General features: G+C 58.5%; 18 protein-coding genes and 3 pseudogenes. 17 read left to right on the plus strand and 4 right to left on the minus strand.

What is annotated here, in order from left to right; translation table 11 throughout:
* The first annotated feature begins 92 nt into the window (after positions 1-92).
* The 4 genes and pseudogenes from JWS10_RS15500 (at position 93) to JWS10_RS15515 (ending at position 3,407) form a co-directional block, all read left to right on the plus strand.
* Positions 93-911 (plus strand): LLM class flavin-dependent oxidoreductase, encoded by an 819-nt coding sequence (locus JWS10_RS15500; protein ID WP_299508770.1) that lies wholly within the window; start codon positions 93-95, stop codon positions 909-911.
* Positions 911-1,417: a hypothetical protein gene (locus JWS10_RS15505; protein WP_299508771.1), complete on the plus strand. Its 507-nt coding sequence runs from the start codon at positions 911-913 to the stop codon at positions 1,415-1,417. Before JWS10_RS15500 ends, JWS10_RS15505 begins: the two co-directional genes overlap by 1 nt.
* A 97-nt stretch (positions 1,418-1,514) precedes the next feature.
* Complete coding sequence (locus JWS10_RS15510; RefSeq protein WP_299508772.1) at positions 1,515-2,426, plus strand: NmrA family NAD(P)-binding protein; 912 nt, start codon at positions 1,515-1,517, stop codon at positions 2,424-2,426.
* 124 nt (positions 2,427-2,550) lie between these two features.
* Positions 2,551-3,407, plus strand: a pseudogene (locus JWS10_RS15515) (alkene reductase).
* A 211-nt stretch (positions 3,408-3,618) separates the two neighbouring features.
* Here the strand turns inward: JWS10_RS15515 and JWS10_RS15520 are convergent.
* Complete coding sequence (locus tag JWS10_RS15520) at positions 3,619-4,635, minus strand: IS110 family transposase (protein WP_299508773.1); 1,017 nt, start codon at positions 4,633-4,635, stop codon at positions 3,619-3,621.
* A 195-nt stretch (positions 4,636-4,830) separates the two neighbouring features.
* Here JWS10_RS15520 and JWS10_RS15525 point away from each other — a divergent pair, with 195 nt between their 5' ends.
* Both JWS10_RS15525 and JWS10_RS15530 read left to right on the plus strand, forming a co-directional pair.
* Positions 4,831-6,378 carry an ISL3 family transposase gene (locus JWS10_RS15525; protein WP_299508774.1) on the plus strand — a complete coding sequence of 516 codons (1,548 nt, stop codon included), beginning with the start codon at positions 4,831-4,833 and terminating at the stop codon, positions 6,376-6,378.
* Between the two features lie 131 nt (positions 6,379-6,509).
* Entirely contained in the window at positions 6,510-7,412 is a 903-nt protein-coding gene (locus JWS10_RS15530) for a transporter substrate-binding protein (RefSeq protein WP_299508775.1), read from the plus strand.
* A 34-nt stretch (positions 7,413-7,446) separates the two neighbouring features.
* Here JWS10_RS15530 and JWS10_RS15535 read toward each other — a convergent pair whose 3' ends face one another.
* Together JWS10_RS15535 and JWS10_RS15540 are read right to left on the minus strand one after the other, a co-directional pair.
* Positions 7,447-8,247, minus strand: a complete 801-nt coding sequence (locus JWS10_RS15535; RefSeq protein WP_299508776.1) for a fructose-bisphosphate aldolase — start codon at positions 8,245-8,247, stop codon at positions 7,447-7,449.
* A gap of 13 nt (positions 8,248-8,260) precedes the next feature.
* The gene (locus tag JWS10_RS15540; RefSeq protein WP_299508777.1) at positions 8,261-9,055 is read right to left on the minus strand and encodes a DeoR/GlpR family DNA-binding transcription regulator; all 795 of its coding nucleotides are present in this window, start codon (positions 9,053-9,055) and stop codon (positions 8,261-8,263) included.
* Positions 9,056-9,382: 327 nt separating this feature from the next.
* Between JWS10_RS15540 and JWS10_RS15545 the strand changes: the two genes are divergently transcribed.
* From JWS10_RS15545 to JWS10_RS15590, 10 genes are all read left to right on the plus strand, one after another.
* A complete protein-coding gene (locus tag JWS10_RS15545) occupies positions 9,383-10,792 on the plus strand; it encodes an extracellular solute-binding protein (RefSeq protein ID WP_299508778.1) in 1,410 nt (469 codons plus the stop codon).
* Between the two features lie 89 nt (positions 10,793-10,881).
* Positions 10,882-11,754 (plus strand): carbohydrate ABC transporter permease, encoded by an 873-nt coding sequence (locus JWS10_RS15550; protein ID WP_299508779.1) that lies wholly within the window; start codon positions 10,882-10,884, stop codon positions 11,752-11,754.
* A gap of 3 nt (positions 11,755-11,757) precedes the next feature.
* On the plus strand, positions 11,758-12,657 hold the full coding sequence (locus JWS10_RS15555; RefSeq protein WP_299508780.1) for a carbohydrate ABC transporter permease: 900 nt from the start codon (positions 11,758-11,760) through the stop codon (positions 12,655-12,657).
* Positions 12,657-13,730: an ABC transporter ATP-binding protein gene (locus JWS10_RS15560; protein ID WP_299508781.1), complete on the plus strand. Its 1,074-nt coding sequence runs from the start codon at positions 12,657-12,659 to the stop codon at positions 13,728-13,730. Before JWS10_RS15555 ends, JWS10_RS15560 begins: the two co-directional genes overlap by 1 nt.
* Positions 13,727-14,818: an ABC transporter ATP-binding protein gene (locus tag JWS10_RS15565; RefSeq protein WP_299508782.1), complete on the plus strand. Its 1,092-nt coding sequence runs from the start codon at positions 13,727-13,729 to the stop codon at positions 14,816-14,818. The genes JWS10_RS15560 and JWS10_RS15565 overlap by 4 nt, the downstream gene beginning before the upstream one ends.
* Entirely contained in the window at positions 14,815-14,994 is a 180-nt protein-coding gene (locus tag JWS10_RS15570; RefSeq protein WP_299508783.1) for a hypothetical protein, read from the plus strand. The genes JWS10_RS15565 and JWS10_RS15570 overlap by 4 nt, the downstream gene beginning before the upstream one ends.
* The gene (locus JWS10_RS15575) at positions 14,987-16,003 is read left to right on the plus strand and encodes a dihydroxyacetone kinase subunit DhaK (RefSeq protein WP_299508784.1); all 1,017 of its coding nucleotides are present in this window, start codon (positions 14,987-14,989) and stop codon (positions 16,001-16,003) included. Before JWS10_RS15570 ends, JWS10_RS15575 begins: the two co-directional genes overlap by 8 nt.
* A complete protein-coding gene (gene dhaL, locus JWS10_RS15580) occupies positions 16,003-16,614 on the plus strand; it encodes a dihydroxyacetone kinase subunit DhaL (protein ID WP_299508785.1) in 612 nt (203 codons plus the stop codon). The genes JWS10_RS15575 and dhaL overlap by 1 nt, the downstream gene beginning before the upstream one ends.
* 21 nt (positions 16,615-16,635) lie before the next feature.
* On the plus strand, positions 16,636-17,523 hold the full coding sequence (gene lsrF / locus JWS10_RS15585) for a 3-hydroxy-5-phosphonooxypentane-2,4-dione thiolase (protein ID WP_299508786.1): 888 nt from the start codon (positions 16,636-16,638) through the stop codon (positions 17,521-17,523).
* A 55-nt stretch (positions 17,524-17,578) separates the two neighbouring features.
* Positions 17,579-19,558 carry an SDR family oxidoreductase gene (locus tag JWS10_RS15590; RefSeq protein WP_299508787.1) on the plus strand — a complete coding sequence of 660 codons (1,980 nt, stop codon included), beginning with the start codon at positions 17,579-17,581 and terminating at the stop codon, positions 19,556-19,558.
* A gap of 254 nt (positions 19,559-19,812) precedes the next feature.
* On the opposite strand, the pseudogene JWS10_RS15595 reads toward JWS10_RS15590, so the two are convergent.
* Positions 19,813-20,854: pseudogene (locus JWS10_RS15595) on the minus strand (IS3 family transposase).
* Between JWS10_RS15595 and JWS10_RS15600 the strand changes: the two are divergent.
* A pseudogene (locus JWS10_RS15600) lies at positions 20,825-21,138 on the plus strand (integrase core domain-containing protein); the annotation flags it as partial. The pseudogenes JWS10_RS15595 and JWS10_RS15600 overlap by 30 nt on opposite strands.

The following is a 21,138-nucleotide window of genomic DNA, read 5'->3' on the forward strand; positions in this document are numbered from 1 at the left end:
TTGCAGGCTGAGTGGCCCTTGCCGCACCGCCTGCGTCCACGCAACCAACTTGCGTTGCCGATCGGTGACAAACGCCCATTGATAGGCACATTATGAACAAGCCCAAAATGATTATCGGCATGCATCTGGGCAACGGTTACGGCGCTCTGGCGGGTGCCTGGCGCATGCCCTGGGTCGATCCTACCAATTACACCGATTACGACACCCGAGTTCGTCAAGCACAAGCAGCCGAACGGGGAAAGTTTCAGTTCATTTTCCTTCCGGACGGTCCCAGCGCCGTTTCCGCCGATATCGATTTTGAAGCGCCAGGCTTCAATCTGGACGTGATGATGACGCTGGCGGCGGTTGCGCGGGGAACCGAACGTATCGGGCTGGTTGCAACTGGCTCCACCACCTTCAACGAACCGTACAACCTAGCCCGCCAGTTCAAGGCGCTTGATGTCATGAGCCATGGGCGGGCCGGCTGGAACGCCATCACCTCGGCAGGCGACGATGTCGCGGCAAATTATGGTGTCCGTATCCCGTCATCGGCAGATCGCTATGGCCGAGCCCATGAGTTCATTCAGCTGGTGCAGTCCCTATGGGGAAGCTGGGGCAAGGATGCGTGGGTACACGATCAAGCCACAGGCCAGTTTGCCAAGTCCGAAGAGGTCGCACCAGTCAACCTGAGCGGCAAATACGTTGCCTCCCGCGGTCCCCTCTACATTCCGCCTTCAGAGCAGGGGCAGCCTGTTGTCTTTCACGCTGCCGGTCTCAGCAACAATGCACTCAGCCTCGCAGGACGCTACGCCAGCGCTGTGATCGGTGCAGCCTTCTCCATCGAAGAAGCAATCGAACACCGCACCGCCTTCCGAAACGCCGCAGAAGCGGCGGGCGCAATCCTGATGAAATCAAGTTCATACCCGGCCTGATGACGACGATTGCTGCCGACAAGCGTGCTGCGCTCGACAGGCGTATCGCACTGACCGAGCGGGCCTTCCCGCAGCGGGTTGCCTATCTGCAGCACATGATTGGCGTCCGGCTCGATCCATCGGATCTGGACAAGCCTTTGTCGCCCCAACAATTGGCGCAAGCCAGGCCATCGAACCAAGATCCGCGCTCAATTCGCGCCCTCATGGTTGCTCGCGAAGGGTGGATCCTGCGCGACATACTAGCTCACGGCGTCATCGACTATCAACCTGTGGTTGCAGGGACGCCTGTCGATGTTGCCGACCATATGCAGCAGTGGTTCGAAGGTGGTGCAGCTGATGGCTTCTGGATCTCACCCGACGTCAATGAAGATGGTATCGATGCCTTTGTCGATGGCGTCGTGCCACTGCTGCAAGAGCGAGGGCTCTTCCACCACGACTATGAAGGCAAGACGCTTCGCGACCACATCGGAGCGCCAGATCAGTACGGGATAGATGCCCGAGTATGACTGTGATTATCCAGCGGATTTGGGGCCGCTCCTTGGGGAGATCGACAGAGGGCAGACGGACCTGTCGAAACTACACAATGACAAATTGGAGAGCATAATGACTGACACCACTCCCCTAATCTTTCTCATGGGCACCACGGGCCAAACGGGCCGGCTGATTTTGGAGGATTTCGACCGCGATCCTGGTGGCGTGCGCATCCGAATTGGTGTGCGCAAGCAAAAGGATCTGGAGCGGCTGCGTGCTGAGGGGCGCGATGCGGTCCTCTTTGATCTAGACGATCCCCGGACTTTCGGCCCGGCGCTTTGTGGCGTCGATCGCATGAATATACTTACCGGCTACACCATCGCCATGACCCATCAGACCAAGACCCTGGTAGACGCGGCGAAGAAGGCGGGCGTGCAGCACATTGTCAACCAGGGCATTTTTGCGGCTGAGGACGCTACCGACTCGAAATCCAGCTGGTTCGCGCTGGTTGAAGCTTACATCGAGTCCAGTGGCATCGCCTGGACGCACCTGCATCCGAACGTGTTTCTTGAGAACATGCTCAGCGTGTCGCAGCCCATAGGGGGCACCTTCTCAACATTCTGGGGCGAGAACCGCGTCGGTTACGTTGCGCTTCATGACTTGGCCGCAGTGACCGGCAAAGTCCTGCGCGACGGTCCGGAACGCCATGGTTCGAAGGATTACTATCTTAGCACTGAAACCATGACCAGCTCCGAACAGGCTACCGTATTTAGCGAAGTTCTGGATCGTTCGATCCACTGCAACTTTCTTGATGCGGAAGATATGGAGGCGCTGTTCAAGAAGGGCACAATAGCGGTCGAGGACTGGTATGCCCGCAGCTCGTTCGAGCTTCTGGTGCAGTTCGAGAACGGACGCATGGGCTATTTGGGCACCGTCAAGGATGACGTTCCCTACCTGCTCGGAAGGCCCGCTATCGGCGTCCGTGCTTGGGCGGAAATGCATAAAGCGCAGTTGCTGGCACTTGTCGACCAGCCCTTAGCCTAGAGTTTTCCAACTGGATAGGGTCTTCGCAAGTCATCCTCAGTGAAAGATTAGAACGATAAAAAAGCTACTCGAAACTTACGACCTGAGCGGGCGCCTTCTTCAAAACCGCTTCGTTATGGCGCCGATGACTCGTGCTCGTCGCCCAGACAATATTGCGAATGAAGAGACGGCAGCTTACTACCGCCAGAGGGCAAGCGCTGGCCTTATCGTCAGCGAAGGAACGCCGGTGTCCCCTGAGGCTCAGGGATATATTTGTGTCCCGGTATCTGGACTGCTGAGCAGGTCGCAGGATGGAAGCTGGTAACCGAAGCCGTGCACGATGCAGGTGGCACGATGTTCGCCCAGCTCTGGCATGTCGGTCGCATCTCCCACACATCCATGCAGCCGGGTGGCCAAGCGCCAGTCAGTTCATCGTCGAGACGAGTTGAAGATCCAAGATTTAAGGTGTTCACCTACTTGGAGGATGGCTCTGAAGGCTACCTTGATCCGTCCGTGCCGCGCTTGTTGGAAACTGACGAGGTGGCTCGGGTAACGTCTGATTTTGTCCGGGGTGCCCGCAACGCCGTGGCGGCCGGCTTCGATGGTGTCGAGATCCACGCCGCCAACAACTACCTTTTCGAGCAGTTTCTCAACCCCAGCATGAATGACCGAACCGATCGCTATGGCGGTTCCGTTGAAAGCCGTGCGCGCTTCGCGCTGGAGACGATAGACGCTGTAGTAGGGGAGCTTGGGGCAGATCGTGTCGGCATTCGCCTGTCCCCGCACAACCAACAGGTCGAAGTGCAAAATGATGATTGGGTCGAAGAGACCTACAATTATCTCGCCGACGAACTGGCCAAACGGAAGATCGCGTACATCCACCTCAACGACAGCGTGACTTCAGGCAAACATGCCCTGAACGATGCCTTCCTAAAGACCTTCCGGACACATTTCCGCGGGACCATGTCTGGACGGCCCCTGATGCGCAAGCTGAGAATCTGACGCGCCTATGCCGAAAGCAGTCATGTCTACGGCCTTTATGTGCGGTGGAACCGCTGGCCCAGATGAAGTCCGCAGATCAGGTCCCAATCAAAATTACGCGCTCACCCGGCGCCTTGACCCCGTGGGGTGTCCTGATCCCCGGTTCGACCGGTTTGTCATCTTTTCTCAGCCTCGACGCATTCACTTCGCTGCTCGTCAGTCGGTTATCCGGTTATCCGGCTGGGGCCGCGTAAACTTCGTTCCGCCGCAAGATCGCCCAGGCGATGCGTGCGGTTTTGTTGGCCTGAGCCACTGCCACGACCTTTGGCCGCTTGCGCTCTTTCATCTGCAACAACCAAGCCTTCCCCGGGTCGCCCTGCCGGGTGAAGCGCAGAACCGCAGTCGCGCCGGAGACTAGCAGGCGTCGGATGTAGCCGTCGCCCTGCTTGCTGATTCCGGTCTGGCGATCCTTACCGCCACTCGAATGCGCCTTCGGTGTGAGACCAAGCCAGGCAGCGAACTGGCGCGCCGAGCGGAAAAGGCTGGCGTCAGGCACGTTCGCCGCGATCGCACTGGCGGTGATCGGCCCGATGCCCGGGATGGTGGCCAACCGGCGGCTGGCATCGTTCGACCGGTGCCAGTCAAGGATCTTCCGTTCAAGGATCTCGACCTGTTCTGCAAGACCATCAGCCTGGCTGAGCAGGGCGTGAAGCGCCACGGCGGCATGGTTCGGTAGCTCGTCGCGAACGGCATGGAAGTGCAGCTTCAAGCTGCTCAGCCCTTCCAGGCCCTGAGCCGCAACGATGCCGAGCTCAGCCAGATGCGCCCGCAGCGCGTTCGTCAGCATCGTTCTTTGGCGTACCAGAAGCTCGCGGACTTTGTGCAGCATCAGCACCGCCTGCTGGTCTTCGCTCTTCACCGCCACGAAACGCATCGTCGGACGGGTGACTGCTTCACAGATCGCTTCGGCATCCGACGCATCTGTCTTCCCGCGCTTCACGTAGGGCTTAACGTAAGCAGGCGGCATCAGCCTGACCTCATGGCCAAGTCGGCCGATCTCGCGCGCCCAGTAATGAGATGAAGCGCATGCCTCCATCCCGACCAGGCACGGCGATAACATGGCAAAGAACCGCAGCACCTCCGCCCGCCGCAGTTTGCGACGCACGCCGATCCTGCCCTCCCGATCAATTCCATGAACCTGAAATACGTTCTTTGCTAGGTCGAGACCAACCGTCACAACATCAGTCATAATGATTCCTCCCTATATTGGAGCCCCGATCATACCACGGCGCCAATCCGCGTCACGGTTGGGACAGGGGCCGTCCACCACATCAAAATTGGACGCCGATAACCCCGCCTAGGGGGTCAATTTTGGGCTCTGACTCAATCTTGATGCACGCTTTTCTGGCCGACATGTTGTGATGGTTCCGGGAGGACCAACAATATGTCGCGGATACACAAGGATGGTTTGGAGGTGCCGGAGGGGCTGATCGTTGAATCGATCGTAGTTTGCGACGGCCTGGTCACGGTGGTAGCACGGTCATTGTTGCGATCATCGGCTTGCCCTGGATGCGGGGCGGTGTCGGGTTCGGTTCACAGTCGATACGTCAGGAGCTTGGCAGATTTGCCGTCACATGGTTCGGCGGGAAGACTGTTGCTTCAAACCCGGCGGTTCAGATGCAGGTCAATCGGTTGCCCTGTGAAGATCTTCGCCGAGCGGTTTGACCCGTCTATCGTGCAGCGATTTGGGAGGCGGACGGAGCGTCTCGAGGGGATTGTTCATCATATTGGCCTCGTCCTTGGTGGTCGCCCGGGCCAGCGGACAGCGAAGCGACTGGTCCTTCCGGTCAGCCGCGATACGCTACTCAGGGTCGTGCGCCGAAGGGCACCAGCAACTGACGCCTCACCTAGGGTGGTCGGCATCGATGACTGGGCCTGGCGGAAGGGTCACCGCTATGGAACCGTCGTCTGTGACCTCGAACGGCGGCGGATCATTGATGTCCTGCCGGATCGCGAGACGGCGACGGCTCAGGCCTGGCTGGCGGCACGCCCCTCCATCGAGATCATCGCGCGGGATCGTGGCGGTGGCTATGGACCTGCCGGCCGCTGCGGGCGTCCGGACGCCGTGCAGGTCGCAGACCGTTGGCATCTCATGGAAAATTGTAGTGCGGCCCTCTTAGGCGTTGTCCGGAACGCGATGCGAGACATCCGCCGGGTTGTGGGAGTAAGGCAGCTTGGTCCGGAGGTCATGACGGCCGTCGAGCGCAAGCAATACGAGGGCTGGCGCCGTCGTTCTGCGGAAAGCGCCATGATCACGGACCTGGTGAAGGCACAGGTGCCAATCAAAGACATCGTCCGCCGCACCGGCCGATCGCGGCAATGCGTGCGCAACATTGCGCGAGGCGATCGTTCTGACGTCTTCCGATCAAGAGCCAGCACACTGGACGGATATCTCGACTGGCTGTCGCACGAGTGGGCAAGTGGTTGCCGAAGCGGCGCAGAACTCTGGAGACGATTGCGCGCCCAAGGTTACGCAGGCTCTCTACGTGTCGTCACCGAGTGGGCGACCCGGCGCCGCCGGGATGAGGCAACGGAGTTACCGCGCAGATGTCCGAGTTCGCGAATGATCGCCAAATTGCTTATGCTCGATCCAGACCGCCTTCCACGTGCCGACCTCATGCTGGCAACTCTGATAGAAGCGGAGTTGCCAGACCTATGGCAAGCAAAGACCCTTGTTCAGCGTTTCCACCACATGATCCGCACCGGCTGTTCAAAAGACCTCGATACATGGATCCAAGACGCGTCTAAACATCTGGTCGCCTTCACACGCGGCATCATCGCGGATCGAACTGCGGTCGCCGCCGCCATCGCCAGCCCTTGGTCCAATGGCCAGACAGAAGGACAGATCACCAAGCTGAAGCTGGTCAAACGCCAGATGTATGGCAGGGCAAACCTCGACCTCCTGCGCGCGCGACTGCTGGGTAGTGCGTGATGTGCATCAAGATTGAGTCAGAGCCAATTTTGCACGCCGAAGCACAGGTCTGGCCGGACGGCATTTGCGCCTCGCGGTTTGGACCCTTTTCAGAGAGTTCAACGCGGGGCTTTTTTATTTGGGTTGATCGGGTGAGACGCTGTATCTCACTAGGATTGCTGCATTCAGGCTCGGGCAGCTACGCCTTGCTGTCGCGGGCAAGCCTGACTGGGGCGATGGCTGCGATCGCGGCGATCAATGCCGATACCATACAGCCATTGAAGTTTACACCCGTGCTGCGCGATCCGGGTGGAAATGCTGATGCTTACGGACCGCTCTGCGAGGAAATTTTACGGGACAGTGCGGCGCGTCACATAGTCGGATGCGTCACATCGCTCAGCCGAAAAGAGGCGATCCCCAGCTTAGAAAAGCTGGGCGGCACGTTGTGGTATCCGCTGCCCTACGAGGGGTTTGAGGCGTCAGATCGGGTGGTCTACACGCATGCTTGCCCAAATCAGCACCTGCTGCCTTTGTTGGATTGGGCGCTGCCCGCGCATGGACGGCGGGTCTATCTGACAGGCTCGAACTACATTTGGGGATCGGAAATCAACCGTCTGGCTCGCATGACCATCGTTGAGGCAGGCGGCGTTGTGCTGGGCGAGTGTTATCTGCCGATAGGTGCGTTGGATGTCGAGCGGATGATTGATGAGATCCGCGCCACTTGCCCGGATTTCGTGCTAAATTCGCTGGTGGGGGCGTGGTCTTACGCGTTCTTGCGTGCCTATCACGCCTTGGGGTTGACCGATCAGCGCTTCAGCGCCGACCGTTGCCCGATGCTGTCTTGCAACCTCACTGAATGTGAATTGGCGCCCTTGAGTGAAGCTGCCGAAGGTTTGATTGCGGCTGGGCCTTATTTCCGCGGCTCTGCGGGCTGGCCGGGCGGCGACTTCGGATCATCACACGAGGCTGCAAGTTATGCTGCCGTGATGGAATTGGCGCGGCTGCTCGCGCATCATGGGGCTGGGTCGCCACGGGATCCCTGTCGTAGTTTGTGAATATCATCTACGATATAGACAACCATGGCACTGTTTAGCTTTCCGCATCGTCGCCGTGAATGATACTTGCAAGTTTCGACAGCACACTCGCTTGATCGCCCCGCTGGAATACATTGCGCCCAAACATTAGCCCCTTGGCACCGCTGCCCACTGCCGCTTCGGCAAATGCCATGAGATCGGCCTCGCTACCGTCCGCCGCCCCGCCTGCAACACAAACCGGAGCCATTGCTGTCGCTGCGACCTCTGCCATGCCCGCTGCTCCACACCAATCTGTTTTCAGAATATCGGCACCGATTTCAGTAGCGATCCGGCAATTCATTGCCACGGTGGCGGGGTCGTTGGGGTTCACGAAGCCACCGCGGGCGGCCATTGCTTCGATCACATGCACCAGGCCGAAGCGACGGCAATCGCGGGCGACTTCGGCACAAATCTCGAAGCTATGAGTTTCTTCCTCGGGGCGGTTGTTGCAAGTGAACAGATAGGTCATCACCGCTTCGGCCCCCATTTGCACAGCATCCTCAACCGGAAAAACCAACCGCTGATGCGCATCGGGATAGGCAAAGGCGGTGCCCTCGCGCCACATGGTCGTTTGATCCAAGCGCAGGATAATCGCTGGCCCGCCTGCAAACCGCGCATGATAGCGCGATAACATGCCGGGGCTGACGATCACTGCATCAACGCCGGCCTGCACCGCCGCATCAATCAGCGGGGCGGGATCGGCGATGCCCGCAATCGGCCCCACCATCATGCCGTGATCCATCGCCAGACACAGCATCCTCCCGCTGTCTTTGCGAAACATTTGCGCCATGCGCCGCTTTTTGCCGATTGCTGTCATTGCCGACCCTCCCTCAGACCAATTCGAATTTCACGCCCGCCTGCCGCATCTGATCAAGGTTTGCCTGCGGCACATCGCCCGTCAGCAGCACCAGATCGAAATCGGTGATCTGCGCGACATAGTTCAGCGCGCTGAACTGAAACTTCGTCGCATCCGCCAGCAGGAAGCGTTTGCGCGCCACCTCCATCATCGCAAGCTTTGATCGCACCACGGTTTCATCGGGCGTGAACAGCGCGAGACCCTGAATGGTGGTCGTGGACATGATCGCGACATCGACGTGATAAGACCGGATTGCTTTCTCCGCACTCGCGCCAAAATAGCCGTTATAGCCTTGATGATAACGCCCGCCGGTGGCGATCAGGTCGATATCGGGCATGGTGCGCAAGCGTTCCAGAATGGGCACTGCGTTGGTGATCACAGTCAGCGGCGTCACCTCGGCCAGATAATCGCAGACATGATAGGTGGTGGTGCTGTCGTCGATAATCACCGCATTTCCGGGTTCCAGCCGATCGACAGCGGCGCGGGCGAGACGCTTTTTCTCATCCACCTGCTTGCGGCCGCGATAATTGTAGCTGCTTTCAAAAAGCAAAGATTTTTCCGCCGAAACCGAGCCGCGCAGGCGACGCACCAGACCTTCTTTCTCGAGCTCCATCAGATCGCGGTGGATGGTCATCAGGCTGACGCCTAAATCCTCGGCCAGATCGCGGATTTGCGAGGCCGCACCATTCATCAGCGTTTGCAGGATTCGTACCCGACGCCGTTCGGACTTGGAAAGCGAATCATCTGCGTTCGGATTGTTGTCTTCCATCGGGACACTCGTTGAGACATTTAACATTTATGCATTAGTCCAACATGCCAAATGATAAGTCTAGCGGATTTTTGGGATAAGGAATTCTCGGTGCTGCGATGCGGAAGATAGGTATATATTACGTAATAACAATAATTTATGATGATGGCGTTAAGCGATTCATGCTGCAACGGCATCATAAGTCGTTTTTGTTAAAACTGACAACGAACGGAATAAATGATAAATTTAACAAAAATATTGATCCAAAAGCGGAATGTGCGTTAAGCTGATTTAAGGGCCGTGACCGGTGGAGCGGATGCAGGCCTGATCCATAAAGGGAGGAAGACCATGAAAAGACGCAGTGCGCTTCTGGCGACTGCCGCTGTTGCGGGTGCTTTCGGTTTGGCCGGACCACTTAACGCGGACACGACGCTTACGTTCGTCTGGCACGCTGGCACTTGTGCCGATGCGCTGATGAGCATCGCCAAAGGCTACCCCGACAAATCAGTCTCGATCGTGCCTGCGCTGGTGCCTTATGGCCCGGAATGGCACAACAAGATCGCCTCGGAGTTTGCCATTCAGGGCGATGCATTTGATTTTGCGATGTGGGACAGCCAATCCACCGCCGAGTTTGCGGGCGGCGGCCATGTCGTCAAAATGAACGATATTTTTGATCAATCCAGCTATCTGAAGGCCGATTTGTTCCCGGCGGCTTCGTTGTCGCAATACGGCGAATACCCGGATGGTTCGGGCCAGTTTTACGGTTTGCCTGCCAACCAAGATGCGTATGGGCTGATGTATCGCAAGGATCTGTTTGAAGATCCAAAAGAAATGGAAGCCTTCAAGGCCAAATATGGTCGCGATCTGGCGGTGCCGGAAACCTATCAAGATGCCAAGGAAGTCGCCGAGTTCTTCACGCGTCCCGAGCAGGGGCTTTATGGCTGGGGCCAGATGGGCGGGCGGGAGTACGACTTTGCTACCACTGCCTCGAACAGTTTCCTGTGGTCGTTTGGTGGCGAGCTTTACAATCCAGCCACCATGGAAGTGCAGGGCTATCTGAACTCTCCAGCGTCGATCGACGGCGTGCAGGCCTATGTCGATATGTTCAAATACGGCCCGCAAGGCAGTGGCAACTGGGGCTTCGATGAGGTCAACGCGGCCTTTCAGCAAGGCCAGTTGGCGATGGCGATGCAGTGGTTCTACTTCAACGGGTCCAACGCCGATCCAAAGGTCAATAAATTCGCGGCCACTACCGGATTTGGTATCCTGCCGGGTGCCGTGGGCCGCGATGGCAAATTCCGTCGGCAGTTCTCGGTCGGCGGGCAGGGTATGGGGATTAACAAATACTCCAAAAAGCTGCCCGAGCTGGTCAAGTTCATGGAGTGGTATTTCCAGCCCGAACAGCAAACCCGCTATGCTGCCGTCTGCCAAACTGGCTTGAAATCCGTGCTGGAAAGCCCGGAATGGCAGGGACTAAACGCCTACAATGCTCAGTTTTCCAAGGCGTTGCAATATCTGAACGACTACTGGCACCTGCCGGAATATCCGGTGATGTTGGATCAGTTGCAGGAAGAAGTTTCCAACGCTGTGTCAGGCACCAAAACCGTCGAACAGGCTTTGACGGATGCCGCCATCAAGCAAGAGCGGACGCTGGAGCGGGCAGGCTACAAGATCACCCGCACCGCAGAGTTGCCGGAAGTGCCAGACGTGCTGATCTCGCCAGTTGGGCAAGACAGTGTGGTCGCGGCCAACAAATAACGTGCAAAATTGGGGCCGCTTTCGGGTGGCCCCAGCTATCTCCACGCAAATCAGCCGTTCAACCAGGCACCAAGCAGACCGGGGGAAGAATGTCCGCAGCACGCAACAAGGCAATAGATCATCTGGGGCGTTGGCTGCTGTTGGGCCTGCTGTTGATCTATACCGTCTACAATCTGGGGCCGATTTTGTGGCTGATGATTTCGTCGCTGAAAGGCCGGGCCGATCTGTTTGCGATGCCGCCGACTTGGATTTTTACCCCTGACCTGACCGGCTATCAAAGCGTGTTTGGCGTGGGGGCTGCGCGGGAAAGTGCGTCATCGTTTGGCGTGTTCGACTCGCTGGTCAACAGTGTCATCGTCTCATCGGTCGGCACCACATTGGCGGTTCTGCTGGGCACGCTTGCGGGCTATGTCTGCTCGCGCTTTGATTTTCGCGGCAAGGGCGATTTTCTGTTCTTCGTGCTGTCCACTCGGATGTTGCCGCCCGTGGCCGTGCTAGTGTTCTACCATATCATGTTCGCCAAACTTGGCCTCGCCGACACCCGCACCGGGTTGGTGCTGATCTCGGTTTTCGCCAATGTCGGGCTGGCGACATGGATCATGAAAGGCTTTTTCGACAGTGTGCCGCGTGAGGTTGAACAGATCGCCATTGTCAGCGGATACAGCCGACTTTACGCCTTCCGCCACCTAGTGCTGCCGATGGTCAAGGGCGGGATCGCTGCCACCGCTGGCTTCTGTTTCATCTTTGCGTGGAACGAGTTTGCGTTTTCGTCGATCCTGACCACCACGCAGGCTAAGACTCTGCCGGTTAAAATCTCAACAGCCTCTGGCGCGACCGGGATTGAGTGGACTCAGATTTGTGCGGCCGGCGTCGTGCTGATTATTCCAGTGCTGATCTTCTTCTATCTGATCCGCAAACATCTGCTGATGGGCATGACCTTTGGCGTGTTGGGAAGGAGCTAGGCAATGACCGACACCGCCCTGCGCCCGCGATCAACCGGACGACTGATGATCATCGGCTTCCTGTCGCCAACCGTGATTTTACTCTTGTTCATGGTGGCTTACCCAATCTTCTCGCTGATCTATTACAGCTTTCACAACTTCTCTGCCCTGCGCCCAAACGAGCCGATGACGTGGGCGGGATTGGACAACTACACATATCTTTTGTCCGACAACGACATTTGGGCGCGCTTTGTCTTCACCGGGAAGTTCGTCTTCCTCTGTGTGTCGATGCAGATGATCGTTGGGATTTTCGTGGGCTATCAGTTGCAGAAAACCTTTCGCGGTCGGGACGTTTTATTCACGGCGTTAATGTTGCCGATGATGCTGTCACCGGTCGTGGCGGGGTTTTTGTGGCGCTATATGCTGAACTCGGAATGGGGCGTGGTGAACTATCTGCTGACGGTGGTTGGCATGGATAAGGTCGATTGGCTGGGCCAAAGCACCGCCGCGCTTTGGGCCGCCGCTGTGGTCGATACTTGGATGTGGACGCCGTTTATTGTGCTGCTGGCTACGGCTGCATTCCGGGGCATTCCCGAGACGATTTATGAGGCAGCGGAAGTTGATGGCGCCAGCCCCGCCTATTTGTTTTTCCGCATCACTCTGCCAATGTCGGCCCCGGTGCTGTTTATCGCGCTGATCTTGCGGCTGATCGACAGCTTCAAGCAATATGATCTGTTCTTTGCGCTGACTGGCGGCGGGCCGGGATCCAGCACCGAAACCGTGTCGTTCGCCGTCGCCAAAACCGCGTTCAGTTACTTCTATACCGGAGAGGCCTCGGCGCTGGCGATGATCCTTTTGTGCATCATCATGGGGCTTGCGATGATCCTCGTGCGGCATCTGTCGAAAATGGGAGAGCATGACTGATGGCGCGGATTGATCTGAAAAACCTGTCCATTCATTTCGGCGGCTTCAAGGCGGTGGATGATGTTAGCCTGACGGTAAACGATGGGGAGTTTGCGGTTTATCTGGGCCCGTCAGGTTGCGGTAAGACCACGACTTTGCGGGCGATTGCTGGGTTGGTCAGCGCGACCTCGGGCGATATTTTGTTTGATGGTAAAAGGGTGAATGATCTGCGCCCAAGTGAGCGTAACATCGCGATGGTGTTCCAGTTCGTCTCACTTTACCCGCATCTTAGCATCGCTGAAAACATCATTTTCCCGCTGAAAGCCCGTGGTGTGGCTAAGGCCGATATTGCCCGCAAGCTCGATTGGGTGACGGGCATCTTCAAACTGGGCGACGATCTGCGCCGTTATCCCTCAGCCCTGCCGCCCGGCGCGCGGCAAAAGGTGGCGCTGGCGCGGGCGGTGATCCGTGAGCCTGCGGCGTTGTTGCTGGATGAACCGCTGTCGGCGATTGACGAACAATTTCGCGAGGAGATGCGCTGGGAGTTGGGGCATTTGCAGCGCGAGCTGGGCGTGACCACGATCTACGTCACGCATGACCAACGCGAGGCAATGTCGCTGGCCGACCGGATCGTGCTGATGAACCATTCCAAAATCGTGCAAGTGGCTAAGCCGGACACGATCTTCTTTCAACCCTCCAGCGTTTTTGCAGGGCAGTTCATTGGCTCGCCGTCGATGAACCTGATTGATCTTGTGCCGGTGTCGGGCGGTTTCCGCTTGGGCGCCAGCGAGGTGGTGCTGACCCATGCCGAACTCCCCGAAGCGGTTATCCGCAACCCGCGCGCGTTGAAACTTGGCGTCCGACCTCGCGATGTGCGGCTGGTAAGCGGGGCAGGGCATCCGCTGCCAGTGGTCGATGTGTTCTCGGTCGGGCGTGAGAAATATTTCGCCTTCCGCATCGGCGATACGATCCATCAGGGTTTTGACACGCTCACCGATAGCACCCCCGGCGGCGTGGTTTTCGCACCCGACGGATTGATGTTCTTTGATGCCGAGACGGGGATGCGTTTGGAAACCGGAAGGATTGCCGCATGAACGCGCCCATGCTGGAATTGAATGGTTTGCGCAAAGCCTATCGCGGCAAACCGGCGCTGAGCGGTGTCGACCTGACGGTGCGGAGCAATGAGATTTTAGCGCTGCTGGGGCCGACGGGGGCGGGCAAAAGCTCCACCCTGCTCGCGACGGCGGGGTTGATGGAGACCGATCGGGGCAGCGTTCACTTGGGCGGGCGCGATGTTACAGGAGCAGAGGCCTCAAGCCGAGATGTGTCGATTGTGTTTGAGGGCTTCAACTTGCTGCCCGTGCTGAATGTGCGCGACAATATCGCATTTCCGCTGCGATCCCCCCGCTACCGCGAGGCCGAGGATGAGATTGCCAAGCGTGTCGGACGCACGGCGGAACTGCTGCGCATCTCGCATCTGCTGGATCGCGACACTGGCACTCTGTCGGGGGGTGAGAAACAACGGGTGTCGATTGCGCGGGCGTTGGTGCGCCGCCCAATGCTGTATTTGCTGGATGAACCGCTGTCGGCACTGGACCTGAAGCTGCGCGAAGGGTTGCGTGCCGAACTCCGTGCGATCCACCGCGAGCATCAATCGACCATGCTCTACGCGACGCACGACTATCACGGCGCGATTGCGATTGCCGACCGCATTGCCATCATAAACGAAGGCCGCGTGCTGCAAACTGGCACGATTGAGGAAATCTACGCCCGCCCGGCTGAGGCGTTTGTAGGTCGTCTGATCGGCTCGCCCTCGATGGCGTTTTTCGATGCGGTGGTGAAGGATAACGCGGTCAAGGTGCCGGGTTGGGCGCAAAGCCTGCCGCTGTCGGGCTTTGGCGGCGTTAATGCGAAGCCCGGCCCGGTCAGCCTTGGCATCTGGCCCGAGGATATCCGCATGACCGGCGATGGCAACCCCGGCACGATCTATGCGGTAGACAATCGCGGTTACGAATCCGCTGTGCAGGTCAACACCACATCGGGCGTTTTCCGAAAGGTGTTGGAGGATAAACGCAGCTTCAAACAAGGCGATGCCTGCCATTTCCGGGTAATGGACGGGGCAGGCTTTCTGTTTGACCGCACGACGGGCGCGCTGCTTTCGCATCAGGGAGGCGCGCAATGAACACCGCTTACCGCATCGCCAGCATCCTGATCGCGGCCGGTTTTGCCATGCTGTGCCAGCCATTTTCGCATGATCTGTTCCGCTATGGCTTTCCCGTTTTGCTGGTCGGTGTGATCTTGTTCATGGTTCTGGATCACATTCCGGAACGCCGCCCAAAGGAGATCGACCATGACTAAAGTCCCGAAGAAAATCCTCAACGATCCCCGCCGTGCCGTGACCGAGATGATCGACGGTCTACTGGCCGCCAGCGATGGCCGCACAAGGCGCTTGCCAGGCTTGGATGCGCTGGTCAAAACCACCCTGCCTGCGGATCGCGTGGCGCTGCTGATTGGCGGCGGGTCAGGGCATGAACCGCTGTTTCATGGCTTTGTCGGCGATAATATGGGCGACGGAGCCGCCTGCGGTCAGGTCTTCGCCGCGCCTGCGCCGCATGTGATCTATGAAACCGCCAAAGCGCTGGACCGGGGCCGGGGCATCCTGTTTCTGTATGGCAACTACGCGGGCGACACGATGAATTTCGATATCGCCGCCGAGATGCTTCAAGACGAAGGCATCGACGTCCGCACCATACGCATCAGCGACGACGTGGCCGCAGCACCCCCCGAACGCAAACATGATCGGCGCGGTATCGCGGGCGACCTGTTGATGATCCGGGTGGCAGGTGGCGCTGTGGCGACGCTGGGCACCTTGGATGAGGTAGAACGTGTGGTCAACAAAGCCGGGGATTGGGTGCGCTCGATGGGCGTTGCCGTTTCCGCCGGATCAATTCCCGAAACTGGCAAACTGACGTTTGAGCTGGCCGATGATGAGATAGAGGTCGGTATGGGCGCGCATGGCGAGGCCGGGTTTGCGCGGCAAAAGCTCGCTTCTGCCGATGTGGTGGCGGATCAGATGATCGAGAAAATCCTTTCCGATTTGCCCTTTGTGCCGGGCGATGAAGTGGCGTTGCTGATCAACAATCTGGGTGCCACCACGATGATGGAGATGCTGGTGGTGAACCGTCGCCTGCGGCAACGGCTGGATGAGGCGGGCATCCGGGTGCATCGCACCGATGTGGGTACTTGGCTGACTGTGCAGGAGATGGCGGGGTTTTCGATCACGCTGATGAAGCTTGATGATGAACTGAAGGGATTGCTCGACATGCCCTGCCGGTCCGTTGGCTTTTCGAACATGGGGGCTGCGTGATGGATGCGAAAGCAAGCGTTGCGATGTTGCGGGCGGTGGCAGAGGCCGTGATTGCCAATGTCGATGTGCTGACCGACGCCGATCTCGCAACGGGTGACGGTGATCATGGTATCGGAATGCGGCGCGGGTTTGAGGCGGCTTTGGTGGCGCTTGATGCTCCACCAGCCACGATTGATGCGGCATTCCGTGCAACAGGCATGGCGATCATGGCCAACACGGGCGGCGCTGCGGGTGCGGTATTTGGCACCGTGTTCACCGCCGGAGCGAAGGCGTTCGCGGGACAAGATGAAATCACCCCCAACAGCTTCCGCCACTTCCTTGCCGACGCCCAAGCCGCAGTCTCGAAACGTGGCGGCGTGGTGGAGGGGCAAAAAACCATGCTCGACGCGTTGGGTTTTGCCGCTCGGGCCGCCGCCGTAGAAGGTGACCTTGCCGAGGCCATGACCGCCGCCGCTAAAGGCGCGCAGGATGGGGTTGAGGCGACCAAGGCGATGATCGCCACCACCGGCAAAGCGCGGTCTTTGGGCGAACGCAGCATTGGCCACCCCGATCCGGGCGCGATTTCGGTGGCAATCATCTTGGGCGCGATGCGCGATTACACAGCGGCCTAAGGGTTCGCGAGAGAGGGTATTATGGCTGATTTGGACGATATCAAAGACGGTAAAGACTGGGGCCATGATCGCCCCGCCGATACCAGCCGATTTTTTCTAAAAGGTGCCGCGCATCACGATTGGGGGATGAAGGCACGACTGTCGCAGATTTTCCGCCCGGATACCGGTCGCACGGTGATGCTGGCGTTTGATCACGGTTATTTCCAAGGCCCGACCACTGGGCTGGAGCGCATTGACTTGACCATCGCACCACTCGCTAAACATACCGACGTGCTGATGTGCACCCGTGGCGGCCTGCGGTCATCAATCCCGCCCGAGGTGAACAAACCGATTGTGCTGCGTTGTTCGGCGGGCAACTCGATCCTCACCGAACTGTCTAATGAACTGGTCGGCGTTGAGATTGATGATGCGATCCGCTTGGGTGCCTGTGCGATGGCGGCCCAGATATATATCGGGGCGGAGTATGAGCATAAATCCATCGCCAATGTGGTCAAGCTGATCGACACCGGCACTCGCTATGGCATCCCGACGATGGCGGTCACAGGGGTGGGCAAAGATATGGTGCGCGATGCGCGCTACTTTGGGCTTGCCACGCGGATCGCCGCCGAAATCGGTGCGCAGTTCGTCAAATCCTACTATGTCGAGGAAGGTTTTGAACGCATCACCCTTGGCTGTCCGGTGCCTATCGTTATCGCGGGCGGCAAGAAACTGCCCGAGGCCGAGGCGCTGGAAATGGCCTACCGCGCGATTGATCAGGGGGCGGCGGGCGTTGATATGGGGCGCAATGTGTTCCAATCCTCTGACCCTGAAGCAATGCTAAAGGCGTTGGCGGGTGTGGTCCATGAGGGCCGCACGGGTGCGCAGGGCTATGAGATTTTCCGCGATTTGCACGTTAAAACAGCGGCCTGAATAGAATTTCAACACAAGAACAGGCCTGTCGCGCTGGGCAGGTCACGGGCAAGCCATGCGCACACCGAAGGAGGATGCGATGCAGAATATGTGGGACGAGCAAGAGGCGTCACAGGCGGCGTCTGCACTGGACCTGCGCGCCTATTCCTCGCGTCTGATCGGTCGTGATCCCGCAATGGTGTTGCATGGCGGTGGCAATACCTCGCTGAAAGGCAGCGTTGCGGACGCATTTGGGGTGATACAGCCGGTGATCTGGGTCAAGGCCAGCGGCTTTGATCTGGGCAAAATGGGGCGTGAGGGCTTCACCGCTTTGTCGCTGCCGCCGCTGCTGGCGCTGGCGGAACTTGAAACGCTGTCCGACCCCGACATGGTGAACGAGGTCAAGCGCGCAAGGCTGGACGCTGGCGCTGCTGCGGCGTCCATTGAGGCGATTGTTCACGCGCTTGTGCCGTTTGACTATGTTGACCATTCCCATGCAGATGGCGTCCTGACTATCTCGAACAGCTTGAACGGAAGCGCGAGACTACACGAAATCTACAGCAATCGGGCAATGATCCTGCCCTATGTCAAACCCGGCTTTGACTTGGCGCGGCAGATGCGGGCGGCGATCCTGTCGCCGGAATTTGCGGCCATTGATGCGATCATTTTGGAACATCACGGCGTTTTCACTTGGGGGCAAACGGCCCGCGAAAGCTATGACCGGATGGTTGAAGTCTGCGCACAGGCTGAGGATTGGCTTGCAACACAAGTTGGGGCGCTGCCCACCGCCTCAACCCCCGCAACGGATCCGGTTGCCATCGCGAGCCTGCGCGGCGCGGTCAGCCGTCTTGCGGGCCGTGCAATGCTGTCGCTGCCTGCCGGATCGCTGCCGTTGGACGAAATTGCTTCCGTTGCCGACTTGTCGCGCCACGGCACCCTGACTCCGGAGCATGTGATTCATAACAAACCATTCCCCGCCATTGTGGATCGTGATCCAGAGGTAGGCTTGGCTAGATTTGCCGCCGACTACCAAGCCTATGTGGCGCGCAGCACCGTGCCCGGATTGATCCCGCTTCCGCCGCATCCTCATTGGGCGATCTTGGCGGATGGTGCGGTGCGCAGCTATGGTCCGACATTGGCGCGGGCCAAAGTATCGGCGGATGTAACGGTTGCCACGCTTCGGGCGCTTCGCACAGCCGCGCGGTTGGGTGGCTGGCAGGGTTTGTCGGAAGACGATCTGCGCGATCTGGAATACTGGGAACTGGAGCAAGCCAAGCTGAAATCGCAAGGCACACCGCCGCCACTTGCAGGCAAAATTGCAGTGGTCAGCGGTGCCGCCGCTGGCATAGGTAAGGCCTGTGCCGAAGCTTTGCGTGGCCGTGGCGCAGTGGTCGTCGGTCTGGATGTCAACGCCAGTGTGATAGATCATATGAACCGCTCCGGCTACGAAGGCATCGTGGCAGAACTAACCTCCGAGACCGAAATAGCCGCCGCGTTGGCTCGGGTTGTGGCGAGCTACGGCGGGCTTGATATTCTGGTGTCCAACGTCGGCATTTTTCGCACCGGGGCGGCGGTCGAATTGATGTCGGATGATGTGTGGGATCAGACTTTGGCAGTGAACCTCACTTCTCACCGCAAACTACTGAAACAGGCGATCCCGTTCTTGCGTCACGGCATGGCCCCGAGCGTGGTATTCATTGGCTCGCGCAATGTCGCCGCACCGGGGGCAGGGGCTGCGGCCTATTCGGTGTCAAAAGCAGGATTAACCCAGTTGATGCGGGTCGCTGCGTTGGAGTTGGCCGTCGAAGGCATCACAGTCAACGCGGTGCATCCCGACGCGGTGTTCGACACTCAGCTTTGGACGCCCGAGGCGCTGGAAACCTCCGCGCGGCGTTATGGCGTGACCGTTGCGGAATACAAATCGCGCAATTTGATGCGCGCTGAGGTAACTTCTTCCGATGTTGCGCGTGCGGTGACAGCGCTGGTTGATGGCACATTCCCCCGGACAACTGGCGCGCAGATTCCTGTCGATGGAGGCAACGATCGGGTGATCTGATTGCGACGCAGTTAAAGGTGACGCCGGAAAAAATTAGTAAACCCAGCTCGTATAAGCAATGCTCCCGCAGAAGCAGCCGCTGCCGACGAGCTGATCGTGCAGGATGTGAAGGCTGGCGACAATGTGTACGGCACCGCTACGGCTCTCATTCTTGTCGAGCAAGATCGCCAAAGCGCTCGGCCTGGACTCGGCACAGCGCAAAGCAATGCTTGACTGGTAATTCCCCCATTCTTAACGAGATGCATGCGTAGAATTCACGCGGCCATTTTCAGTTTCTGGGCGGGTGTGATGCCGCCGATACCCATGTTCGGGTGGTCGTTGTTATAAGTCCAGAGCCATTGTGTGGCGAAGTCCTGCGCCTCCTCGATGCTTTCTATGATGTATTGGTCGAGCCATTCGTGCCGGACCGTGCGATTGTAGCGCTCGATATAGGCGTTTTGCTGCGGCTGTCCGGGTTGGATGTGCTGGACGATACCCCTTGATTCTCTGCCCATTCCATCAGCTTGCCGCTAATGTATTCAGGGCCATTGTCGACCCTTATGGTGGCGGGTTTGCCCCGCCATTCGATTATCCGGTCAAGGCTGCGGATGACCCGTTCCGCTGGCAGAGAGAAGTCGACCTCAATACCCAAGCCTTCCCGGTTGATGTCATCCAACACGTTCAACAGCCGAAATGCCCGTCCGTCGCCGAGGCGATCCGCCATGAAAATCCATCGACCATGTCATGTTGGGCGCGTCTGGCACGGCCAGTGCATCAGGTTTGTCACGCTTCAACCGCTTGCGAGATTTGATCCGCAAGTTCAGTTCGAGCGCGCAATAGATCCGGTAGACGCGTTTGTGGTTCCACGGATGACCCTTCACGTTGCGCAGGTGCAGAAAAACACAGGCCAAACCCCCAAGTCTTGCGGGCATCCGTCAGCCCGACAAGCAGATCGGCGATTTCTTCGTTCTCGGCCCGCAACTTCGGCCCATAGCGAAAGCAGGCCTCGCTGACCCCAAAGGGTCGGCAGGCCTAGGCTATGCTAACCCCGCGTCTCGCCACCGCAGTCCCGGCCATCTCGCGGCGTTGAGGTGGCCAACTATTTTTTTCCGAGAGCTTCCTTGAGGAGTTCATTTTGCATGCTCGACTCGGCGAACATCTTCTTCAAGCGGCGGTTCTCGTCCTCAATGGCCTTCGTCTGGGCGATCATCGACGCATCCATGCCCCATACTTCGCCCGCCACTTGTAGGATGACGCGTTGCTCATACCATGCGCCCGGCACAGCTCGGGTACCCAAGGACAATACGGGTCGATCAGGGTTCAGAGTTTATCTCACGCGATCTCGACCTCTGGGCCTATACGAAAGGCGTTACTCTGGACTTCTCACGCCCGGGCAAACCGACCGACAACGCCTTTATCGAGGCATTTAACGGCCGCTTCCGCGAGGAGTGCCTTAACGCCCACTGGTTCATGACGCTTGCGGATGCGCAAGAAAAGATGGAGACTTGGTTGAGATACTACAATACCGAACGACCGCATGGTGCCATAGGCTATAAGACGCCCTGTGAGCTGGTAAATCCGGGGCCCGCATCCGGCCCGAG

This window comes from Cypionkella sp., from assembly GCF_028290025.1.
In the GTDB taxonomy this organism is placed as follows: domain Bacteria; phylum Pseudomonadota; class Alphaproteobacteria; order Rhodobacterales; family Rhodobacteraceae; genus Cypionkella.